This is a genomic window from Ruegeria sp. YTSC199, assembly GCF_059609725.1.
The window spans coordinates 20,122-37,296 of sequence record NZ_JBXWMF010000012.1; the positions used below are offsets into that span (position 1 = coordinate 20,122).

15 protein-coding genes and 1 pseudogene are annotated in these 17,175 nt (G+C 57.9%); 2 read left to right on the forward strand and 14 right to left on the reverse strand.

All coding sequences use genetic code 11. The annotated features are described in order from the left end of the window. Positions 1-3: 3 nt before the first annotated feature. From AC2FEE_RS12875 to AC2FEE_RS12920, 10 genes are all read right to left on the reverse strand, one after another. Positions 4-621: a hypothetical protein gene (locus tag AC2FEE_RS12875; RefSeq protein ID WP_480595092.1), complete on the reverse strand. Its 618-nt coding sequence runs from the start codon at positions 619-621 to the stop codon at positions 4-6. Positions 622-672: 51 nt separating this feature from the next. Next, positions 673-1,959, reverse strand: coding sequence for an eCIS core domain-containing protein (locus AC2FEE_RS12880; protein WP_496865729.1), 1,287 nt, complete (start codon positions 1,957-1,959; stop codon positions 673-675). Between the two features lie 164 nt (positions 1,960-2,123). Then, positions 2,124-2,354: a hypothetical protein gene (locus AC2FEE_RS12885; RefSeq protein WP_496865730.1), complete on the reverse strand. Its 231-nt coding sequence runs from the start codon at positions 2,352-2,354 to the stop codon at positions 2,124-2,126. Further along, entirely contained in the window at positions 2,351-4,459 is a 2,109-nt protein-coding gene (locus AC2FEE_RS12890; protein ID WP_496865731.1) for an ATP-binding protein, read from the reverse strand. The genes AC2FEE_RS12885 and AC2FEE_RS12890 overlap by 4 nt, the downstream gene beginning before the upstream one ends. Next, positions 4,456-5,757: a Pvc16 family protein gene (locus AC2FEE_RS12895; protein WP_496865732.1), complete on the reverse strand. Its 1,302-nt coding sequence runs from the start codon at positions 5,755-5,757 to the stop codon at positions 4,456-4,458. The genes AC2FEE_RS12890 and AC2FEE_RS12895 overlap by 4 nt, the downstream gene beginning before the upstream one ends. Next, positions 5,754-6,806 carry a hypothetical protein gene (locus tag AC2FEE_RS12900; protein ID WP_496865733.1) on the reverse strand — a complete coding sequence of 351 codons (1,053 nt, stop codon included), beginning with the start codon at positions 6,804-6,806 and terminating at the stop codon, positions 5,754-5,756. The genes AC2FEE_RS12895 and AC2FEE_RS12900 overlap by 4 nt, the downstream gene beginning before the upstream one ends. Further along, positions 6,803-7,525 (reverse strand): T4 family baseplate hub assembly chaperone, encoded by a 723-nt coding sequence (locus tag AC2FEE_RS12905; protein WP_496865734.1) that lies wholly within the window; start codon positions 7,523-7,525, stop codon positions 6,803-6,805. The genes AC2FEE_RS12900 and AC2FEE_RS12905 overlap by 4 nt, the downstream gene beginning before the upstream one ends. A 6-nt stretch (positions 7,526-7,531) precedes the next feature. Next, on the reverse strand, positions 7,532-8,059 hold the full coding sequence (locus AC2FEE_RS12910) for a phage tail protein (RefSeq protein ID WP_496865735.1): 528 nt from the start codon (positions 8,057-8,059) through the stop codon (positions 7,532-7,534). Positions 8,060-8,085: 26 nt separating this feature from the next. Next, positions 8,086-9,684 carry a phage tail sheath family protein gene (locus AC2FEE_RS12915; RefSeq protein WP_496865736.1) on the reverse strand — a complete coding sequence of 533 codons (1,599 nt, stop codon included), beginning with the start codon at positions 9,682-9,684 and terminating at the stop codon, positions 8,086-8,088. 401 nt (positions 9,685-10,085) lie between these two features. After that, on the reverse strand, positions 10,086-10,982 hold the full coding sequence (locus tag AC2FEE_RS12920; protein ID WP_496865737.1) for an AfsR/SARP family transcriptional regulator: 897 nt from the start codon (positions 10,980-10,982) through the stop codon (positions 10,086-10,088). Between the two features lie 139 nt (positions 10,983-11,121). On the opposite strand from AC2FEE_RS12920, the gene AC2FEE_RS12925 reads away from it, so the two are divergent. Further along, positions 11,122-11,367 carry a hypothetical protein gene (locus AC2FEE_RS12925; RefSeq protein WP_496865738.1) on the forward strand — a complete coding sequence of 82 codons (246 nt, stop codon included), beginning with the start codon at positions 11,122-11,124 and terminating at the stop codon, positions 11,365-11,367. Positions 11,368-12,362: 995 nt separating this feature from the next. Continuing rightward, positions 12,363-12,791: pseudogene (locus AC2FEE_RS12930) on the forward strand (IS6 family transposase); the annotation flags it as partial. A 294-nt stretch (positions 12,792-13,085) separates the two neighbouring features. On the opposite strand, the gene AC2FEE_RS12935 reads toward AC2FEE_RS12930, so the two are convergent. The 4 genes from AC2FEE_RS12935 to speD form a co-directional block, all read right to left on the reverse strand. After that, on the reverse strand, positions 13,086-14,636 hold the full coding sequence (locus AC2FEE_RS12935; protein WP_496865739.1) for a polyamine aminopropyltransferase: 1,551 nt from the start codon (positions 14,634-14,636) through the stop codon (positions 13,086-13,088). A 77-nt stretch (positions 14,637-14,713) separates the two neighbouring features. Beyond that, positions 14,714-15,301 (reverse strand): hypothetical protein, encoded by a 588-nt coding sequence (locus AC2FEE_RS12940; protein WP_496865740.1) that lies wholly within the window; start codon positions 15,299-15,301, stop codon positions 14,714-14,716. Between the two features lie 19 nt (positions 15,302-15,320). After that, positions 15,321-16,520 carry a GNAT family N-acetyltransferase gene (locus AC2FEE_RS12945; protein ID WP_496865741.1) on the reverse strand — a complete coding sequence of 400 codons (1,200 nt, stop codon included), beginning with the start codon at positions 16,518-16,520 and terminating at the stop codon, positions 15,321-15,323. 106 nt (positions 16,521-16,626) lie between these two features. Next, positions 16,627-17,016, reverse strand: a complete 390-nt coding sequence (speD, locus tag AC2FEE_RS12950; RefSeq protein WP_496865742.1) for an adenosylmethionine decarboxylase — start codon at positions 17,014-17,016, stop codon at positions 16,627-16,629. Positions 17,017-17,175 lie beyond the last annotated feature (159 nt).

Consider the following 17,175-nt stretch of genomic DNA (forward strand, 5'->3'; position numbering starts at 1 on the left):
ACCTCACTCAAATAACTCATCCAAATTGTCGATGTTGGCGACGCTGCCGATTGTGGCGAAAACCTCCTTGGCGATCTGATGCAGCAGAAATATCCAGTAACCCGGGTGGGTCAGGGACAAGTCGTTGTAACTCAGGACCCGCAGGCCAAGCGTGGCCTTGGCCTCTATCGGATTGAGGTTGCCATCGAATTTCTGCTCTTCGATCGAGAATTCCTTGATCTGAACCGGGAGGATCCGCTGCGGTCCCCAGACAAAGAGCGTCAGAGGCCCGGTGGGCGGAATGACCTCGATGGTGCCGGTTGCCAGCAGAACGGTATTGGTGATCACCAGCGCGCTTTTGGGGTAGACCAGCATCTCGAGCGCCGAGAGTTGCGGATAGAGCCCCAAGGCTTCGGTGATGCTGTCGCCGATATCAAGGTCGTCGGCGGCATCGAATTTCAGGTCGAACTTGATCACCTCTTCCGGCGGCCCTTTCAGGCGTTCGGTCTCGAAGATCGAACCCTTCGTGCCTGCGGTCTGCGGCGTCAGCGTCCGGGTTATCTTTTCCGGATTGAACTGGAACACCGTGATCGAGGCCACGGGGTTGAAGGGGTCAAGACCTATGAGAGCGCCTTTACGCATGGGTCAGTTGCCTCCGGTTGGGGAGGCGTGCGGCGATATGAGCCCGGCCGGTCATGGTGTCAGATTGTCCGGGTTGTTGTCGTCGTCCTTGACCGAACAACTGCCGATGCGGGCTGTGCCTTGGGTCACATGCGGGCCGCCGACGCGGTCGATGACTGGACCCCAGAACGTGTTGCGCAACCGGAAATCGGATTGTTTGTAGTAGCGCGAGTTGTAATTCAGGCTGACATCGTAGTCATGCTCGAAATAGTTGGTTGAGGTCGCCGTGGTCGAAGACGTTCTGCCCGTGGTGGTAGACGAGGAGGCCGAGGCGGACAATTCCAGAATGCTGTAGGACAGTTTCGCCCCGACGCTAAGTTCGGTGGTTGTACTGCGCGAGCTTCCGTTCGATGAGGCAAACGAGCCGTTTCGCTCGCGGGTGGCGGTGTGCGCATAGCTGAACGTAAAGTCATGCTTATCTGTCGCCCACCACACGTAGTTTGAAGCCGTATGCGAGGCGAGCCATGAGCGTGTCGCGTAGACCGAACGGGTAAAAACCGGATTGTAGTAATACCAGGTGTCAGAGACACTCATACTTGTGACGGGGTTGCGAGCGCTAAAATGGTTTAGTGCCGTGGTTTCCATCTCGCGCAGCACCGAACTGACCGAACCGCCGCTCAGCGGTACGGCGCCGTTGAGGTCGGACAGGCTGTAGGTGTCGAATTGGATGCTGAGGTCGATCGCCCGTTGCACATCGTCCTGAGAGGTGCCAGCGGATTGCACCGGTGTATCCGTGGCAGCAGGGGCCGCACCCTGTTGTACCGTATGCGCAAGCTCATGGGCCAAAAGGCGCTGGCCTTCGGTGCTGTGCGGCCGGTATTCTCCAGCCGCCATATGGATGTGGTTGGCGCTGGTCAGCGCGCGTGCGCCGAACGACTTGCAGACGTTATCCGCCTCGGGTCCGGTGTGGAGCCTCACATTACTGAAGTCGGCCGAAAAGCCGCTTTCCATCTGGTGCCTCAGCGACTTGGGCAGAGCCACGCCGCCGGGCCCGCCCAGACCGTTCGCCGGAGGTGCGCTGGCGGTAGGACGGGCCGCCGGGCGTGCCTTGGCCTGAACCGTCTGATCGGCGTCGGGTTGGTCGTTCTCGTTGCGCAGATCGACAAAGACAGGCTCTTCCGATTCCTCGACCTGCTTCGCTCCGGTTCCGTTTGCGTCGGTCTTGGCCTGCGCCGCCTGTCCGGTTTCGAGTGGCCTGCCATGGGACATCATAGAGGCTGCGCTCATGCCTGACACGACACGGTCCGCAGCCACATCCGCTTCGCGTTCAAGCGGGTCGCTCGGGCTGCTGACGCGCAACCCCGGGCGTCCGAAGTTTGGGGTTCGGCTCAGGTCCCAACCGATGCCCGCTGTGGGACCAGGCGCCGGGTGTGACGGCCTGACGGGTCCGACCCTGTGCGGAACCGAAAGGGCGATTGCCTCTGTGGATTGCTTTGACGCTGTGACTGGCCGAACGCGTTGTCTCATCGTTGAGAACCTCCCAATATCCGAACAGCGATCTCATTACTGGCACGTGTCATCGGTCCCTGTGCAAATGAACCGGACGTGCCTGCTCCGTCAGGCTGATGCCGCGCCAGATGGGGGCCGATCTTCGCTTGCAGAGCGTCTGTGATCCGGTTCTGCAATACCTCCAGCGAGGTGCCATCCGACATCACATCGATTTCGATTACTCCAATTTGCAACTCGATATTCATGCGCTTGCCTCCTTCAGGGGGCCCGGGTCCCGCCACAGGAAATCGGCCTCGTTGATCGGGCGCTCAAGCTTTTCGTACTCTGCCCGCGCGGCGGACAGGACCAGTGGCATAGACACCGGCTCGTTCGTTCCGGCCGCCATGAAGGCCGCGTTCATCGCAACAGTTGCGATATTGCCGCCCGAAAGGTTCAGGCGAGCCAGCCAGTCATAATCAAGTTCGACAAGCGGGACGTTCGACGGCCAGGCGCGCCGCCAGATTTCGGTGCGGCGCGAGGGTCCGGGATAGGGGAAATTGATCACGAAGCGCAGCCTGCGCAGAAATGCGGCATCCAGCGCCCGGCGCATGTTTGTCGACAGGATCGCCAAGCCGCTGAAACTCTCGATCCGCTGGAGCAGATAGCTGGTTTCGATATTGGCATAGCGATCATGGCTGTCGCGCACTTCGGATCGTTTGCCAAACAGCGCGTCGGCTTCGTCGAAGAACAGGATTGCGCCGCCGCCTTCTGCCGCATCGAACAATTTTCGCAGGTTCTTCTCGGTCTCGCCAATGTATTTTGAAACAACCGCAGACAGGTCGATCCGATAAAGCCGCAGGTCGAGCGCATTGGCGATCACTTCGGCAGCCATGGTCTTGCCTGTACCGCTGTCACCGGCAAAAAGTGCACTAATGCCCAGGCCGCGGTTTGTGCGTTCCCGGAAACCCCAGTCGTCGTAAACCTTGGCCCGTCGCGAGACCTGTGCCGACAGTTGCCGCAGCAGGGACATTTCCGCGCCCGGCAATACAATATCATTCCAATGCGCGACCGGTCGGATGCGTTCGGCCAGGCGATCCAGGCCAGGGGCCGTAACCTCGATGCAAGCCTTCCAAAGCGTATCAGATGCCCCGTTGCCCACCTGCGCGGACCGGGAAATGCGCCGGATCGCCGGAGCATTGAAATCAAACTGGGCAGCAATCCTTGTGATTACTTCGGGGTCTGCATCCGGCATTGCATCGGACCAAAGCGCACCTTGTTCCGTTGCTGTTGGACGCTCGACTTCGACCAATGGACCGAGGTCACTTTGGCCTTCCCGAACCCCGATCACCAGAACGCCCCCGCTGCGCGAGATGAACTGTGCAATCGGCGGGTTTTGTGCTGGGGAATCGCCGCTATCGACATGGGTGTCCAGATAGAGCGCAATCGGCATCAAAAGGCTTTCGCGATGCCAGAGCCGGGCAAGGCGTTCCAGCTCAGCGGGTTTGTGCGGCAGCAGTCCTGCGGGCATTCTGCAGGGTGTCAGCCCCTGCACGCGCGCCGCGCGCTGCGCGACCATTTGTTGACTGGCGGGATCGGAACCAACAAGTTGAACCGAGGATGGGTGGCCTTCGCCATTCTGGCGCATCAGATGAACGGCCCTCGTCACAGCGACTTCCTGCGACGCTGGTAAAGCCCCGCGCGTTTTATCATCAAACGGCAGCAGCAGGGGCGACAAACGATCATCGAGGTATGTCAGGCCCTTGAGGAAATTGGTTACTTTCTCATCGGCGCGTAACGGGCTGATCGTCAATGGTCTGTTGTCGGACTGCGAGATTTCCAGCAACCGCCAATAGCGCAGTGGCCGGAGTGGAGACAGGACGTCCCAGGCGGGGTCGTCGAACAACGCTAAAGCCAAAGCAAAAGTCGGGTAATCTCGCGCGGCGTTTCCTTGCGCTGCTGCACAAAGCCCGGCCATTCTGGTGTCGAGCTCGACGGCTGCGCATAACAGAAGGACTTCACGCTCGAATTCGGTCAAATCAAACCGATTTCCCAATAGGTGCAGCGCTGGCTCGCCATTGATGTCCGCTTCGGCCTTGGCGCGGGTGCTCGCGGCGCGTTCAATTTCGCTTTGGCTTGGCGCTGGCGGAGGTCTTGGGGCGCTCTCGGAGCGGTCGCCGAAAATGGCAGTCCAACGGTTGCTGCCGCGCGGTGCTTCGGCGACCTTATGCTGTTTTGCTGCAAAGGCTGTAAGCACCAGCCGCAGATGAGCAATCGCGGCGGACAGATAAGCGTCGTTGGCCAAATGCCAGTCTTCGGTCGTCGGTGCGACGGCAGTTGGCCTTGTGGCGGTATTGTCGGCGGTGTTGCTCATGGTGCTATCGTCAATATCTGAGCGGCATCAAACGCGGGCGGTACGGCCAGCGGATCAACTGGCAAGCTGTCAATCCCGTCGACACGCAGCCGGGTCACGTGGTCGCCCGGCGTCAGATTGTCGACGGTCACGGTTACGGTGCTGGGTGCGTCCGGATCGGCCGGTGTCACGATGGACCCGGGAGCAGGGGTCAGCGCGTGGTCGCCCAGAAGAACCACAACACGTTGGTCCGATTGCAGTTGAGGCATGCAGGTGATCGTCAGCGCGAAAGGTTGGGCAGCTTCGGGCTGACTGGTCGGAACCAGACTGCTGACTTGCGGGGCAAGCGCAAAAGTCAGGCGGTTGGTCGTCCACGAGCGCGCGTCGGAATGCGTGACCTCAAACTCGAGCCGATAGAATCCTGCGGGCCAATCCCGCGATACATCCGCTTCGGTAATTTGCGGCAGTGAGACCCGCACCGTGCTGTCTTCGCGTTCGGGCATCAGAGGCCGACTATGGGTGACGTCGTTGTCGCCGGTAAGCCGTGCCGTCATTGTGGCACCGGAAAAATTTCTTCCCCTGACCACGATGACATCGCCCAGTTCTGCGGACGGTTTTGCCAACACGGGCGGCGTCGGCAAAGCAGGGTTCAGAATGGCGTCGATCCGGCTTAAGCTGGGCGCGCCACCCGAGACAACGGCCGGACCACGATCCGCATCGCCGCGACGCAGAACAGGGAGCGGGGCTGAAGGTTGCAGGGCGCTTTCGATCAGCAAAACGCCAACCTTGTAACCGGCCGAAAGCCGATATTCCGACTGGAATCCCGACCAAATGGTTGTCAACTCGTCGGGCGTGTAGGTCAACGCGGTCACGCGGACACGCTCAATCTGCTCGTCCAGCTCGGCATCCTCCAGGGCGGATTCGATTTCGGCCCGCCCCAACACCGGGTGATCGTGCAGGATACGCATGGCATTACCGAGCAGAACCTGTGCGATCAGCTCATTGTCATTCTCGGCATAGATTGTGAGCAGATAGTACAGGTTCAGCGGCAGCACTGGTGGGTGTCTTTCGCCCGGACGACCCTGACGAGGCAGATCGGTATTGCGCCAGGCTGCGTTGTATTCCGTGTGGTAGAGAAAAAGATTGATGCGGTTGCGGGTGGCATCAGGGCGGACCTGATCGGGTGGTTGCGTTGTGATATCGATTTGATTGAGCGGTCGAGCATCTATCGGCAGTGCACCGTAGTCCGCTGTTGCAACAGGGTTGAGAAGATTGCGCAGTGTCAGCGTTGTTGCAGCAATGGCAAGGGGCGTACTCATGATCCGCCTCCTGAACCGCGTGTTTCAAGATATTCGTCAAGGCTCATCAGCTTGGGCGCCGGGCGTTTTGGCCGGGTGTCGGTGGCTGGCTGCTCCGGTACTCCGGTCTTGACCTCAATACGCCCGATATTGATCCGGATCGTTGTTTCAGGGGCTTTTGGCTCGAGCGGTGCAGGAAGATCCGGTACAGGCGCCAGCGGCGGTGTCCGGTTTTCAACAAGTCTACGCGGGTGAAGCGGTGCAATGTCTCGTGCATCGCGTTCTGGCTCGGGGATTGGCTGAATTGGCTTGGGCAGAGGTTCAATATGTTCTTCGGATGGATCGCTTTTCGAATCCCGGTCGGGGTAAATGCTGTGTTCCGGCCGGGCTTCGAGTTCGTCCGTGTTTCGCGCCTCACGCCTCGGGATAAGAACCATTTGTCTAACGATGCGTTCGAGCGGTGCATCCACGCGTCGAACCGACTTCAAAGGTTTCACAGGTGCAAGCTCGGCTGCGACTTGCGGCGCTGCGCGATCACGTTCAGGAGGCTTTGGCGGTTCTGGTGCTGCAGTTTTGAGTTTCGATCTAGATTTGTTATTTTCGATCGCTGTGCTTTGCGCTGCCTCAGGTGTTGTTTCGACTGCGGGCAGGGGTGCTTCCGTGGCCTTGGGCTGCAGGTTGGGTTCTTCTGTGACCGGGCGCGGTTCCAGATGCTTCACCATCGGGGTTTCAGGTGCAACTTCCTGCGGCTCGGCAGGTGGTTTCGGTGCGACCGTCGGCGATAACGGGGTTTCATCCGGGTGGTCTGAGCGATCTGCGATATTGGCATTCGTCGGCTCTGGCTGGGCGGGCCGTTCAGGCTCGACCGGGGTCGGAGGGACAACCGGACTCTGGGTCGGAACCGGGGTGGCTATGTCCTCGGACGGTTCCAAAGGTTCCGGCGGTACACCGGCGCCTTCGGCCTCAAAGGCTGCTGCCGGGCGTGGACGAACGCCGCCACCTTCTGCTGCTGGTGTTTCGGATGGCGGACCCAGATTGCGAGCGGCAAGGGAGGCGAGGAAATCACTCATGATCTTGCCAGCGCCAGATATTGCTTTCGTCGCCAGGGGCTGAGCTCGAGGATATCGCTCTCATTCCAGCCATAGGCCCGGGCCAGCACGTGAACTTCACACAGGAAACGGCGCACCCATGCGCCGATTTCTTCCCAGAAAAACGCGAGGATGTCGAACTGAGCCGACCATTTATGCGCGCAGTGGGGGCAAATCATCCCGGCTTTCATGTCTGCGCGGGGGTCTGCCCTGCTGATTGCTTCGATCAGTGCAGCCCGCTGCCCGTGATCAAGCGCGTCAATCGAAGCGCTGGCACCGTCGACCGTCACGTCGCGAATACAAGCCGTCAGTAGCGCTTTGCTCGGATCGACGCCCGGTATCAGAGATTCAAGATCGTGAGTGTCTGGTAGTTTGAACTTGACCGCCAAAGCACCGTCCGCAAACGTCCAGGGGCCGCTGGTTTCGGGGGGCGGCAATGCCACATCATCAACCGAGAAACTCAGCTCCAGCTGCTCGCCGCACCCGGGGCAGTCCGCGAGGCTGCTCAACGCGTTGCCGAATGCCGTTTGCCGAAGCCGCAGAAGCCGGGCGTCACGTTCCCCGATAGGCAGCAGGGTCAAATCCTGTCGGGACAGGTCTGGCTCGACGGCTTCGAGTAACAGCATAGCGCGCGCGTAAGGAGCGGCGGTTTGTCCGTCCTCCCAAATCTGCAATATCTTACGGGGCGTCAGCGGCAACATTGCGCATTAGTCCTCAGGGTCTGTGAAGCTTTCCTCGGTCGGCTCTGTTACGGCCTGATCACGCTCCCACCCTTCGTTTTCCAGTTTCAGGGTCTGGATCGCGACCGCATTGGCCGTTGCGTCAAGTTCGGGAAGGGACTGATATTCCGAAGGCCAGCAGCGCAATACGTTGTAGCTGATCGCAAGCTGCCCGGCTTCGTTGTACAACTCGATTATGATGTCCTTGCGAAAATCTCTGAGGGACACTTCGGCGCCCAGCCCCGAGCCCAGATTCCAGACTTTGTTCGCCCATTTTTCGAACTCGGTATCGTGGGTCACCCCGCGTTCCAGCGTGATGGCCTCGAACTTGGTCTGGCCCGGAGATTTTCGCACACTAGACGGATCACCGCCTTCACGGTGTTCGACGACCTCGGTGGTTCTGCCAAGCGCGCTGATCTTGCTAACGCCTGCAACATATCGACCGTCCCATTTCACGCGGAACTTGAAATTCTTGTAGGGGTCGAAACGTTCGGTATTGACGGAAAACTGTGCCATTGCCCTGCAATTCCCTTTCTGCCGGTTCAGGTTTCGATATCGCCGGCCATTTGCTGGATCTTAAGGACGACGAATTCAGCCGGACGCAGAGGCGCAAAGCCCACGACGATGTTTACAATGCCGAGATTGATGTCGTTTTGCGTAGTGGTCTCACTGTCGACCTTGACGAAATACGCGTCGCGGGGTGAACTGCCCTGGAAGGCGCCCTGCCGGAACAGGTTGCGCATGAAGGCGCCGATGTTCAGGCGTATCTGAGCCCAAAGCGGTTCGTCGTTGGGTTCAAAGACAACCCATTGTGTGCCTCGGTAGAGGCTTTCTTCGATGAACAGTGCCAGTCGCCGTATCGGAACATATTTATATTCGTCGCCCAATTGATCGGCGCCGCGCAATGTGCGAGCACCCCAGACAACACGCCCGGTAATCGGGAACGCGCGGAGCGAGTTGATACCCAGCGGATTGATCTGCCCGTTTTCGTCGTCGGTGAGCTTGACCGAGAGGCGCTGGACCCCGCGCGTTGCTGCGTCGACACCGGCGGGGGCTTTCCACACACCACGAGAGACATCAGTGCGTGACCAGACCCCTGCGATGATACCGCAGGCGGCAAAGGTGTCCTGTTGACCCTGTCTTAACGGGTCGGACATGACGACACGGGGGAAGTAAAGCGCTGCGTTGCGGGCCCGAACTCCGGTGAGGTTCAGCGCCGCCAGCCCGCCAGACGCCGCCGCCGCGCTGGTCCAGCCAACAGGAGAATCGACGATCATCATGGCGCGCCGCTCGACGCAGTAATTTAGCGCCTCATCGTAGACTGGCTGCGGTGTATCCCCGCCGCGCGTATCGGGTGGTATGCAGAGGATATTGAACAGATCCGCGTCTTCCAAAGCGTAGAGCCGGGTTTTCCCGGCCCGGCTTCCGGTGAAATCGGTTGTCGATGTCAGAAACGCGCTGTCCTCGCCATCTGTCGAAACCGGGCTGGACAACGAGTCGTCTGTCCAGACGGTAGCAGGGTCCACGATGGGGTCATCCGCCGTCGGGATTGCTCCGGCAAGCGGGCTGGGTGCCCGGATTAGTGCCGATTGTGCGGCAAGGACGCGGTCAACGCGACGCTGGCTCTCGGCAACCGTCAGGTTCACAAAAACCTCTTGGGTACCCGTGACCGTGTCGCGCACCGTCAGATTGAACAGATCAGTGCTGGTCAGGCCTTCGGCATCCACCCACGGAAGCGGGTGCGGAGTGGCCTGTGCCGGCACGTCGTGGTCGATCCGCACCCGCAGGTTGTTCGCCCAGCCTCCGGGGCTTGCAGCTGCGAGTGTCAATCCGTTGGCGTCGATCTGGGCGGTATCGGAACCACCCCCGGCAGCAGTAGTGTAGGCCCGGACTATGATGGCTTGACCGCCGCCATTGGCAAAGAAATCGCGCACAGCGTAGCTCATCGGGAAGGCGATGCCCAAACCGCCGAAATTGCGCTCAAAGTCGCCGAAATTGTTAATGATAAAAGGCGTATCGATGGGCCCTTTCGACGCCCGCCCAAGAAAGGCGGTGATCGACGTGGCCACTCCTGCAATGGTGCGGACACCGCTGGGAATTTCCTCGATATAGACGCCGGGATACGTCAGGACTGCGGGCATGGCTGAGCTTCCTTACGATTGGGGAGATCAAGTTTGATGGGAGTTTTGGCTTCGCGATTTGACAAGGGAGGAATACGGCGCGAAGCCAATCGAAAGCGGGCCGATTTACAGCAACGATAACGCACGTCGTGGGGGGGTCGGATCTGTCGCATTACGTCGAACGCTCCGCTTCCGGATGAAATTCCACCCATGATAGCGCGACGCTATAACGGGCGGATTATTCGATAATCCAACGTAGGCCACGTTGCCGTTTGTCGGCTCTTGCCTGACTCTCACACAGCCATCACACAACTCTCAAAGGCTGAGTTTTGGTCTATGTAATCTCCGCCAGCGAAAACGCTGTTTCACAGGCTTCTGATAACGGATTGATGGGAAGCGTTCGGTTCGTTAACCCGATCGGTTCAAAGCTCACCGAGATCGGGTTCAAGAATAGTGCCGAGAACTGCGTTGCGCTGCGCGCCCACTTCTCGCAGCCTCTGATTGATGCTGGACGCGGCGGTATTCGAGCGTGCGTTCTTGTAGAAGTTCGGTCCGGTCGATCTGTCTTTGCCGAGGATGTAACGATAGAGCATGGTCGTTTCTGCCATCGGATCCACGTCTATTTCTTCGCGCAGTCTGCGCCTGAGTGTCAGGTATTGCTCAATCGCCTTGCCGCGCTGACCGTTCATCACGTAAAGCCACATAACGGCCCGTTGCGTGGTTTCTTTCAGCGCGTCGCTTTCCAAAATGATCGATCCACAGGCCAGAGCCTCGTCCAGACGCCCTGATAACGCGTTGTCCCGCATGAGAATGGTCATGCCGCGTTCAAACAGACAGCGGTACCGCTCCCGTTCCCGCATGACCCAGTCACTTGCGGCCCCTTCCATGAAACCATCGCAATACTGTGTTAGCGCACACTGCAACTCGTCGCGCATCTCACGCATCAGCGGTCCTTTTGCAGCCGCAATCGTGCAGGTTTCGACCTGTCGTGCAAGGTTTGCACAATCTAAGTCTACCTCTGATCCCATATTCATAACCACCGCTGCTTCGCTGGCCCGAACGATGGAAACCTGGTCGTCTATTTTGGAAGATTTCAGCGAACTGTTGATCCGCCACAACGCGGTATTGAGTGATGCCCGGGACCGTGAGCGCGTTTTCTCTGGCCAGAAGATTTCAGCGATACGCTCGCGACGCAGAGACGCATCCGAATGAACCGCCAGATAGCTGAACAACTCGCGTGTAATGGGGCCTAAATTCTTACAGACCAAGCGTGGCCCGTCATAAATTGATAAACCGCCAAATGTACGGATATGAATCATTTTGGTAGTCCCGACGTCCATAAATTGACTAGTCGAGCCGATGACCCGTTATTGCTAGAATCCACAGACGCCAATTCTATCACAAAGTCCTTTCCATGTAATGCCTTTGGGTTGAATTCACGGCTCGGGTCACACCCAAATGCTGCGCATCTTTGAAATTCTGGGAAATGTTCGTGATTTGGCGGTGTTGCGCTTTTTGCGGGGTCAAAGGCGGTGCAAGATAGCCAGAAAGATCGGCGAAAACTTGCCGGGTGTGGTGTTGAAATGCAATCCCGGGCCGCAGTTTGGGGCGAGCCTAGCCCTTGCGGATAATCCAGATGATGCTTTCGACGTTAATGTCCAGGCGCTCGTTCAACGCCTGTTCATCCATTATGCCGCATTGTAGAAAGTAGGACCCGGTAAACCGGTGGATCAGGTAGCAGTACCCGATCGCAGCGATAGCGATTTTCAACTGGGCCCGTCAATTCCAGAACGACGCGCGAACGCCTTTCATTCCGTGTGCTGATGGAAAAGGGAGGGCATCATGCCATTCATCATGAAATACATCGAACCGAAGGCGATTACCCTTCGTAACCTGCTGCTTGCATCTGCCTAAGGGGTAGGGGGTGCTGCGATCTCAACCCTGCTGGGATGCACGGCGCGTGGCGCATGGGCTTCAGATCCCGTCGGTGATCGATGGATTGCCGTCCCAGTCCAAGGCGCGACCTGATTTCGCATGGGTGAAACTGGCGCTTCGAATAACTGGTTTTTCTTAACCGAGACACAATTCGCGCTGAAATACACGTGGTTGGAAAGCGCGAAACCTCATCCGGCCGGAGCAGGGTCGCAGCTTCCAGATTCAATGTTTTCAATCAGGAGGGGCAAAGGGTGCAAAACGGTATGAATGAGCTGATCTTCGACCTGTGATCGAAATCGCACCAAACTGAGATCAAGAGGAGTACATGCCTGTTTCCTTCACCAGACGCTTCATCTCGCAGCGGGCCGCCAATTCTGCAGGTCAGGTGGCTATTGCTCACGCCGCTTGAAATGATTGGTAGGTTGCGTCTGTTGTTGTCTGTCCAGGAGATCAAATGATTGCTGCGTGGCGCACGGATGACGCGCCGGCAGCGGTGGTCGAGTTCGCGTTGGATAAGGCCAGAAACGCCGTGATTGGCAAAACCACACACGCCTTTGCAAAGCGGATGTTGTCGGGTCCCGATTGCAGCTGGGCCTGGAAAACTGCCCCAACCTGTGTGCCTGGGACAGCGGGATGCTCATTCTGGAAGATGGTTAACAGACCGGCGCTGTTGGTCCGGATCTGTCGCTAATTCTGTTCCCACCTGTCAGATTGAGCGCAGTTTTGATTGCAGGTGCTCGTAACGGCAGGATCAAGCCGTTACGATCTCATTCAAGGGCGCGCATTGTCCGATAGAAGTGATCTTGTACGCGGATTTCTTTCATCTCCGTTACGGTGCGCCCTATCGAGATCCGGAACAAGCAATGGCCGGGCGGAGCGTTAAACTGGATCACGCGGCACGAACCGCTGGGTCAGCCGCCATGCCGGTCTTGTGGCTGAAGCAGCAAGACATCAAAAGCGCACCACGGGTCGTTCATGGCGCATGGACGAGACATGTGTGAAAGTAACGGGTGAGCGGGCATACCTGTATCGGGCCGTTGACAAAGCCGGAAAGACGCTTGGTTTCATGCTGTCCAAGCGTCGGAACAAGGCTGCGGCGACCAAGTTCTTCGCCCGAGCACTCGAAGTGACCGATCTCCCGCGCAAGATTATCATCGACAAAAGCGGGGCGAATACGGCAGGGATCGACCTGGTCAACATGATCCGCAAAGGTCTGTTCACCCCCGGGCTCTGTCCAATTCAGCACTTTAAAACGTTAGACGGCTGAACAACTTTGCTGGAAACACTGCCGTCCAGTTTTACTCTTAAGACAAAAGCCATCCTGTGTGCCGAGGCCGGGTTGCGGGCAATGGGCCTGACGGGTGATGTTTGAAGCGCATCGCAAGCAATCAGCGCCGAATACGCGGATCGCGGAAACTGGGCAAAATTCTGTCCCACGTCGTTAACCGCAGTGTACGGTGCCCGAAGTATTCAATTGCCAGTGTACCTCAGTAACCGGACACATCGCGCGAGTATTCGTGGTAAATGCCGGGGTCAAAGATCGAGTTGACGGCAAGTTCACGCTTGGGCCGTAGATCATCGGAAAACACCTGGGCGGCCGCGAATACTTCAGGAGTAATGAACTTCAGGCCATCGGGCAGGTCACCTAGCGTTGATGCCGGATCATTGGCAGCAAGATTGTATCCCCAGATTCCGAAAGAGGGGATCGACATCTGATAGTTCACGACCTTCGGAAAAATCTCGGACAAGGTTTCTGAAACGGTCCAGTAGGTATGGGGCGAAAAGAAGGGTGAGCTGCTTTGCGTGACCAGCACACCATCCTCGGACAGAATGCTCTGAACCATGGCGTAGAACTCGACCGAGTAGAGTTTTGACAGCGCCTCGTTATGGGGATCGGGGAAATCGATGATGATCCGATCATAGGTCTGATCCGTGGATTTGACATAGTTGAACGCGTCGGTGTTGTGGATGTTCAACGACGACGCCTCCATGCTGTTGCCGTTCAGACGGGCGATGGGGGCCAAATTACGCCCCAGATCGGTCATCGCCGGATCGAGGTCGACAAGGTCAATGCGCGACACGCTGGGGTGTTTCAGGATCTCGCGCACGGCGAGCCCGTCGCCTCCGCCCAGCACCAAGACGGATTTGGGGTCGTTTTCGTCCCAGGACAGAACGGGGTGAACCAGCGCCTCGTGATACCGATACTCGTCCGCTTCGGCGAATTGCAGATGGCCGTCGATATAAAGGCGAATGTCGTTCTTTTGCCAGGTATTGGTGACAACAAGTGACTGATATTGCGACTGTTTGCGCCAAACGATGCGGTCAAAATACAAGTGATCCTGAGCAAAAGCGGTGATACGCCCCGCCAGCAACGTCAGTGCGAACAGCAGAACAATGGTGCCAATTGCACAGGCCAGCATCCGTTTGGGCGCGTCCAGCTGGTTGCGCAGACACAGAACGCTCAGCAAGGCGACCATGGCATTGGTCAGGCCAATAGCGAACGAGGACGAGATAAGCCCAAGTGACGGCAGCAGCAGGATGGGGAAAAGAACTGATCCACCAAGCGCCCCGATATAGTCCAGCGACAGCACATCGGCGATGGATTCCCGCGTTGTACTGCTCTCCGACAAAACCCGCATCAGCAAGGGAATCTCCAGCCCGACCAAAAACCCGATGGCAGAGATAAAGGTGAACATTCCGACCGTGTAGAACCAGGGCGCATAGGGAAAGAGCATAAATAGCGAAACGCTGCACAGACCACCGATCAGCGCCAGGATCAGCTCAACCCAGATGAATGTCTGGATCAGGTTGCCGTGGAAAAAGCGGGACACGTAAGACCCGACGCCCATGGCGAACATGAAAAACCCGATTGTCAGCGAGAATTGATAGACCGAATTGCCAAGCAGGTAGCTGGACACCGTCCCGATGATCAGTTCGTAGACAATTCCACACAGGGCAACAATCAGGATTGCGCCCAGCAGAACCATTGCCTGCCGGCGGGGCAGGTCCGTATAGCGCGGTGTCAGAGTGTCGGTCATGCAGCTATCCAAGAAACCGGACAGCCCGGCGCGATCGATGCGCCGGGCCTGGATGGGGTGTAATGTATGCGCAGCGCTTACTTACCTGCGCGCAAACCGCCCGAGCGGGCGCTACGCGGGGCCGAGTAGCCGGTGCGCGGGGTAACGGTGCGGTTGTTGAAGCTGGCGGCGCTGATGCCGGCCGAACGCTGGCGGCTGATCAGGTTGCCGATTAGCGCACCCGCCAGGAATCCAGCGCCTGAGAACCGCAGGCCAGCGGATTGACCGGTCGTGTCGGTGGCGATCAGGCGGTTATTGGCCTCGTCGATCTCGATGGTGAAAACCTCACCTTCACCCGTATCACGGGTGCCGTTGGCATTTGGATCGGCGTAGCCCGAGAATTTGGCGTCAGACAGAATTTCCAGACCCAGCGGTTTGTCGTAAAAACGCGGCTCCGAATTCATTACCTGCGTCAGATAGCCGGTGAATTCATCTACCTGCTCGTCAGAGGCTTCGGCGATGCTGTTGGCGTCCAAGTACTCTTGGTATTGGATGATGGCGAATTCTGTGCGGTCCAGAACCTGCCCGAGATCAGCGGTCTGTTCCGATTTCGGTGCCAGGAAATACGAATAGGCAGCAAAGCCCAGTACGCCAACTATGACGATCGTTTTCAGTTTGCCAAACATTTATTACTCCTATGGATTTTCAGACTGTTGTTTTTTCAAGTTCGCAGTGCCACCAGACCTGATGCAGGTCTTTGCCGTAGAACTTTTTGAGCTCACCGCATTTTGTCAGGCCCTGCGCCTGCAGGTCCGCCGCGTTGACGTCGGACAGGTCGGATGGAACGGCCAGAACGGCCATGCGGTATTTCTGGGTGCGTGCCAGCGAAAGCTGCTGATCCAGCCCGCTCAGCCCGGCGTTGGTTTCGCGCCAACGCAGGCCCGCCACGTCGTCAGTTTCGGGTGCCTTGTGAATTTCAAAGATCGAAAGGCCGGTACTAGCAGAAGGATCCGCGCGCGGTGCCTCGGGTGCTTCGGGGTTATCCAACCCGTAGATGATCTTGGCTTCGTTCGGGCCGTGATATCCGGGCACGGTCAATTCGACGGAGGCACCGAACTCTTCATAGAGTTTATGTGCAGCGGCATAGAGCTTTTTTCCGAACTCTTCATAGTCGCTGGTTTCGATGAAAACCTTGCGTACCTGCAGTTGTGCCAACTTTCGCAGCAGATCATTCAGCATCAGGGCGCCCAACCCCTTTCCGGTATGGGCCTGATCCAGATAGGTCCAGGACAGCCACGCGACGTCGGGCACGTCTTCGTCCAGGCTGTAGCCGATCAGCCCAAGCACGTTGCCCTTTTCCTGCAGGACGAACATGTTGTCCGTCCCGCCGTTCACGAACGTGCTTTCAGCTTCGGCCGCGTCATCCTCATCGGTCTGCGCGATGATCTGGATGGCGGAAGACACGTGTCGCCACTCCATGGGTTTGAGCTTGGGCCCACTCCAGCCGAAAAGGGCGTTAAACATGGCCAATCCTCCGCCGATCAAGGCGCTTGTGATATGGGTGAAAACGGCGATCTGAGAATGCAGGAACAGCCACTCGGCCCCGAGGACGATACAGATCAGGGCCAGCGTCCAGCCGCGTCGTTCCGGTCTGCTGACGACAATCAGGCCATAGGAAACCAAGCCGTATGCAACACCAGACAGGCCGATAAATCCCGGCCCGGCCAACAGCATCTCCACCGTCGTTCCGGCGAGGGCGAACAGGGTGACCAGACCAAGTGTTCGAAGCCCGCCCAGGACGGGTTCGGTAAAGCTCCCGCCGACAAGGATAAGCAGACAATTGAGCGTCAGGTGACTCAGATCGCCGTGCCGAAACATAAACAGCAGATGATCGGAAAAACTCACGATAGGCCCGGAATACCGGACCGGACCCAGCAAAGCATAACCCGCAATCGCGCTTAGTATGAGGCCTATCGTAACCGGGCATCTGCGCTGCTCTTCCATTCGCCTTTCAGAGACCCACGACCGCAAGCCGATGCGACGCGTGGCCAATCAGGCCGCGACGAATGGACTGCACATTGACGCGTTGCGGTCGGAAATAGGATTTCAGAACGTCCAGGCTGAGCTGCGGCTTTGCATCGCCACACATGAAAATATCGATGGCGGCGTATCCATGTTCGGGCCAGGTGTGGACCGAGATATGCGACTCCGCCAGTAAAGCGACCCCGGTGAACCCTGCCCGTTGCCCGAAATCATGGGTATTCACACCTAGAACATGCGCCTTGGCGGCAATCGCGGCGCGTGTCAGAGCGTCTTCGGCGGGAACGGGATCATAAAGTGCGCTTGAGTCAAAAAAATCTGCTATAAGGTGTGTACCCAGCGAAGACGAAGTGCCGTCCATAAAAAACCAACATCCCAAAACTCAAACTATCGAACCATGTCTAATATACTGTTCCGTATCGTCAATATCAGTTCGTGCTGGTCTGAGGCCGAGTATCATTCTGTGACAAAAAGACACAACTAACAGGAGATGAGTGACTCAACCAGTTGCTGGCTTTGA

Bases quoted from the DNA above. Each gene is read 5' to 3' on its own strand.
- AC2FEE_RS12875 (WP_480595092.1), bottom strand. From the start codon at position 621: ATGCGTAAAGGCGCTCTCATAGGTCTTGACCCCTTCAACCCCGTGGCC.
- AC2FEE_RS12885 (WP_496865730.1), bottom strand. From the start codon at position 2,354: ATGAATATCGAGTTGCAAATTGGAGTAATCGAAATCGATGTGATGTCG.
- AC2FEE_RS12890 (WP_496865731.1), bottom strand. From the start codon at position 4,459: ATGAGCAACACCGCCGACAATACCGCCACAAGGCCAACTGCCGTCGCA.
- AC2FEE_RS12895 (WP_496865732.1), bottom strand. From the start codon at position 5,757: ATGAGTACGCCCCTTGCCATTGCTGCAACAACGCTGACACTGCGCAAT.
- AC2FEE_RS12900 (WP_496865733.1), bottom strand. From the start codon at position 6,806: ATGAGTGATTTCCTCGCCTCCCTTGCCGCTCGCAATCTGGGTCCGCCA.
- AC2FEE_RS12905 (WP_496865734.1), bottom strand. From the start codon at position 7,525: ATGTTGCCGCTGACGCCCCGTAAGATATTGCAGATTTGGGAGGACGGA.
- AC2FEE_RS12910 (WP_496865735.1), bottom strand. From the start codon at position 8,059: ATGGCACAGTTTTCCGTCAATACCGAACGTTTCGACCCCTACAAGAAT.
- AC2FEE_RS12915 (WP_496865736.1), bottom strand. From the start codon at position 9,684: ATGCCCGCAGTCCTGACGTATCCCGGCGTCTATATCGAGGAAATTCCC.
- AC2FEE_RS12920 (WP_496865737.1), bottom strand. From the start codon at position 10,982: ATGATTCATATCCGTACATTTGGCGGTTTATCAATTTATGACGGGCCA.
- AC2FEE_RS12925 (WP_496865738.1), top strand. From the start codon at position 11,122: ATGCTGCGCATCTTTGAAATTCTGGGAAATGTTCGTGATTTGGCGGTG.
- AC2FEE_RS12935 (WP_496865739.1), bottom strand. From the start codon at position 14,636: ATGACCGACACTCTGACACCGCGCTATACGGACCTGCCCCGCCGGCAG.
- AC2FEE_RS12940 (WP_496865740.1), bottom strand. From the start codon at position 15,301: ATGTTTGGCAAACTGAAAACGATCGTCATAGTTGGCGTACTGGGCTTT.
- speD (WP_496865742.1), bottom strand. From the start codon at position 17,016: ATGGACGGCACTTCGTCTTCGCTGGGTACACACCTTATAGCAGATTTT.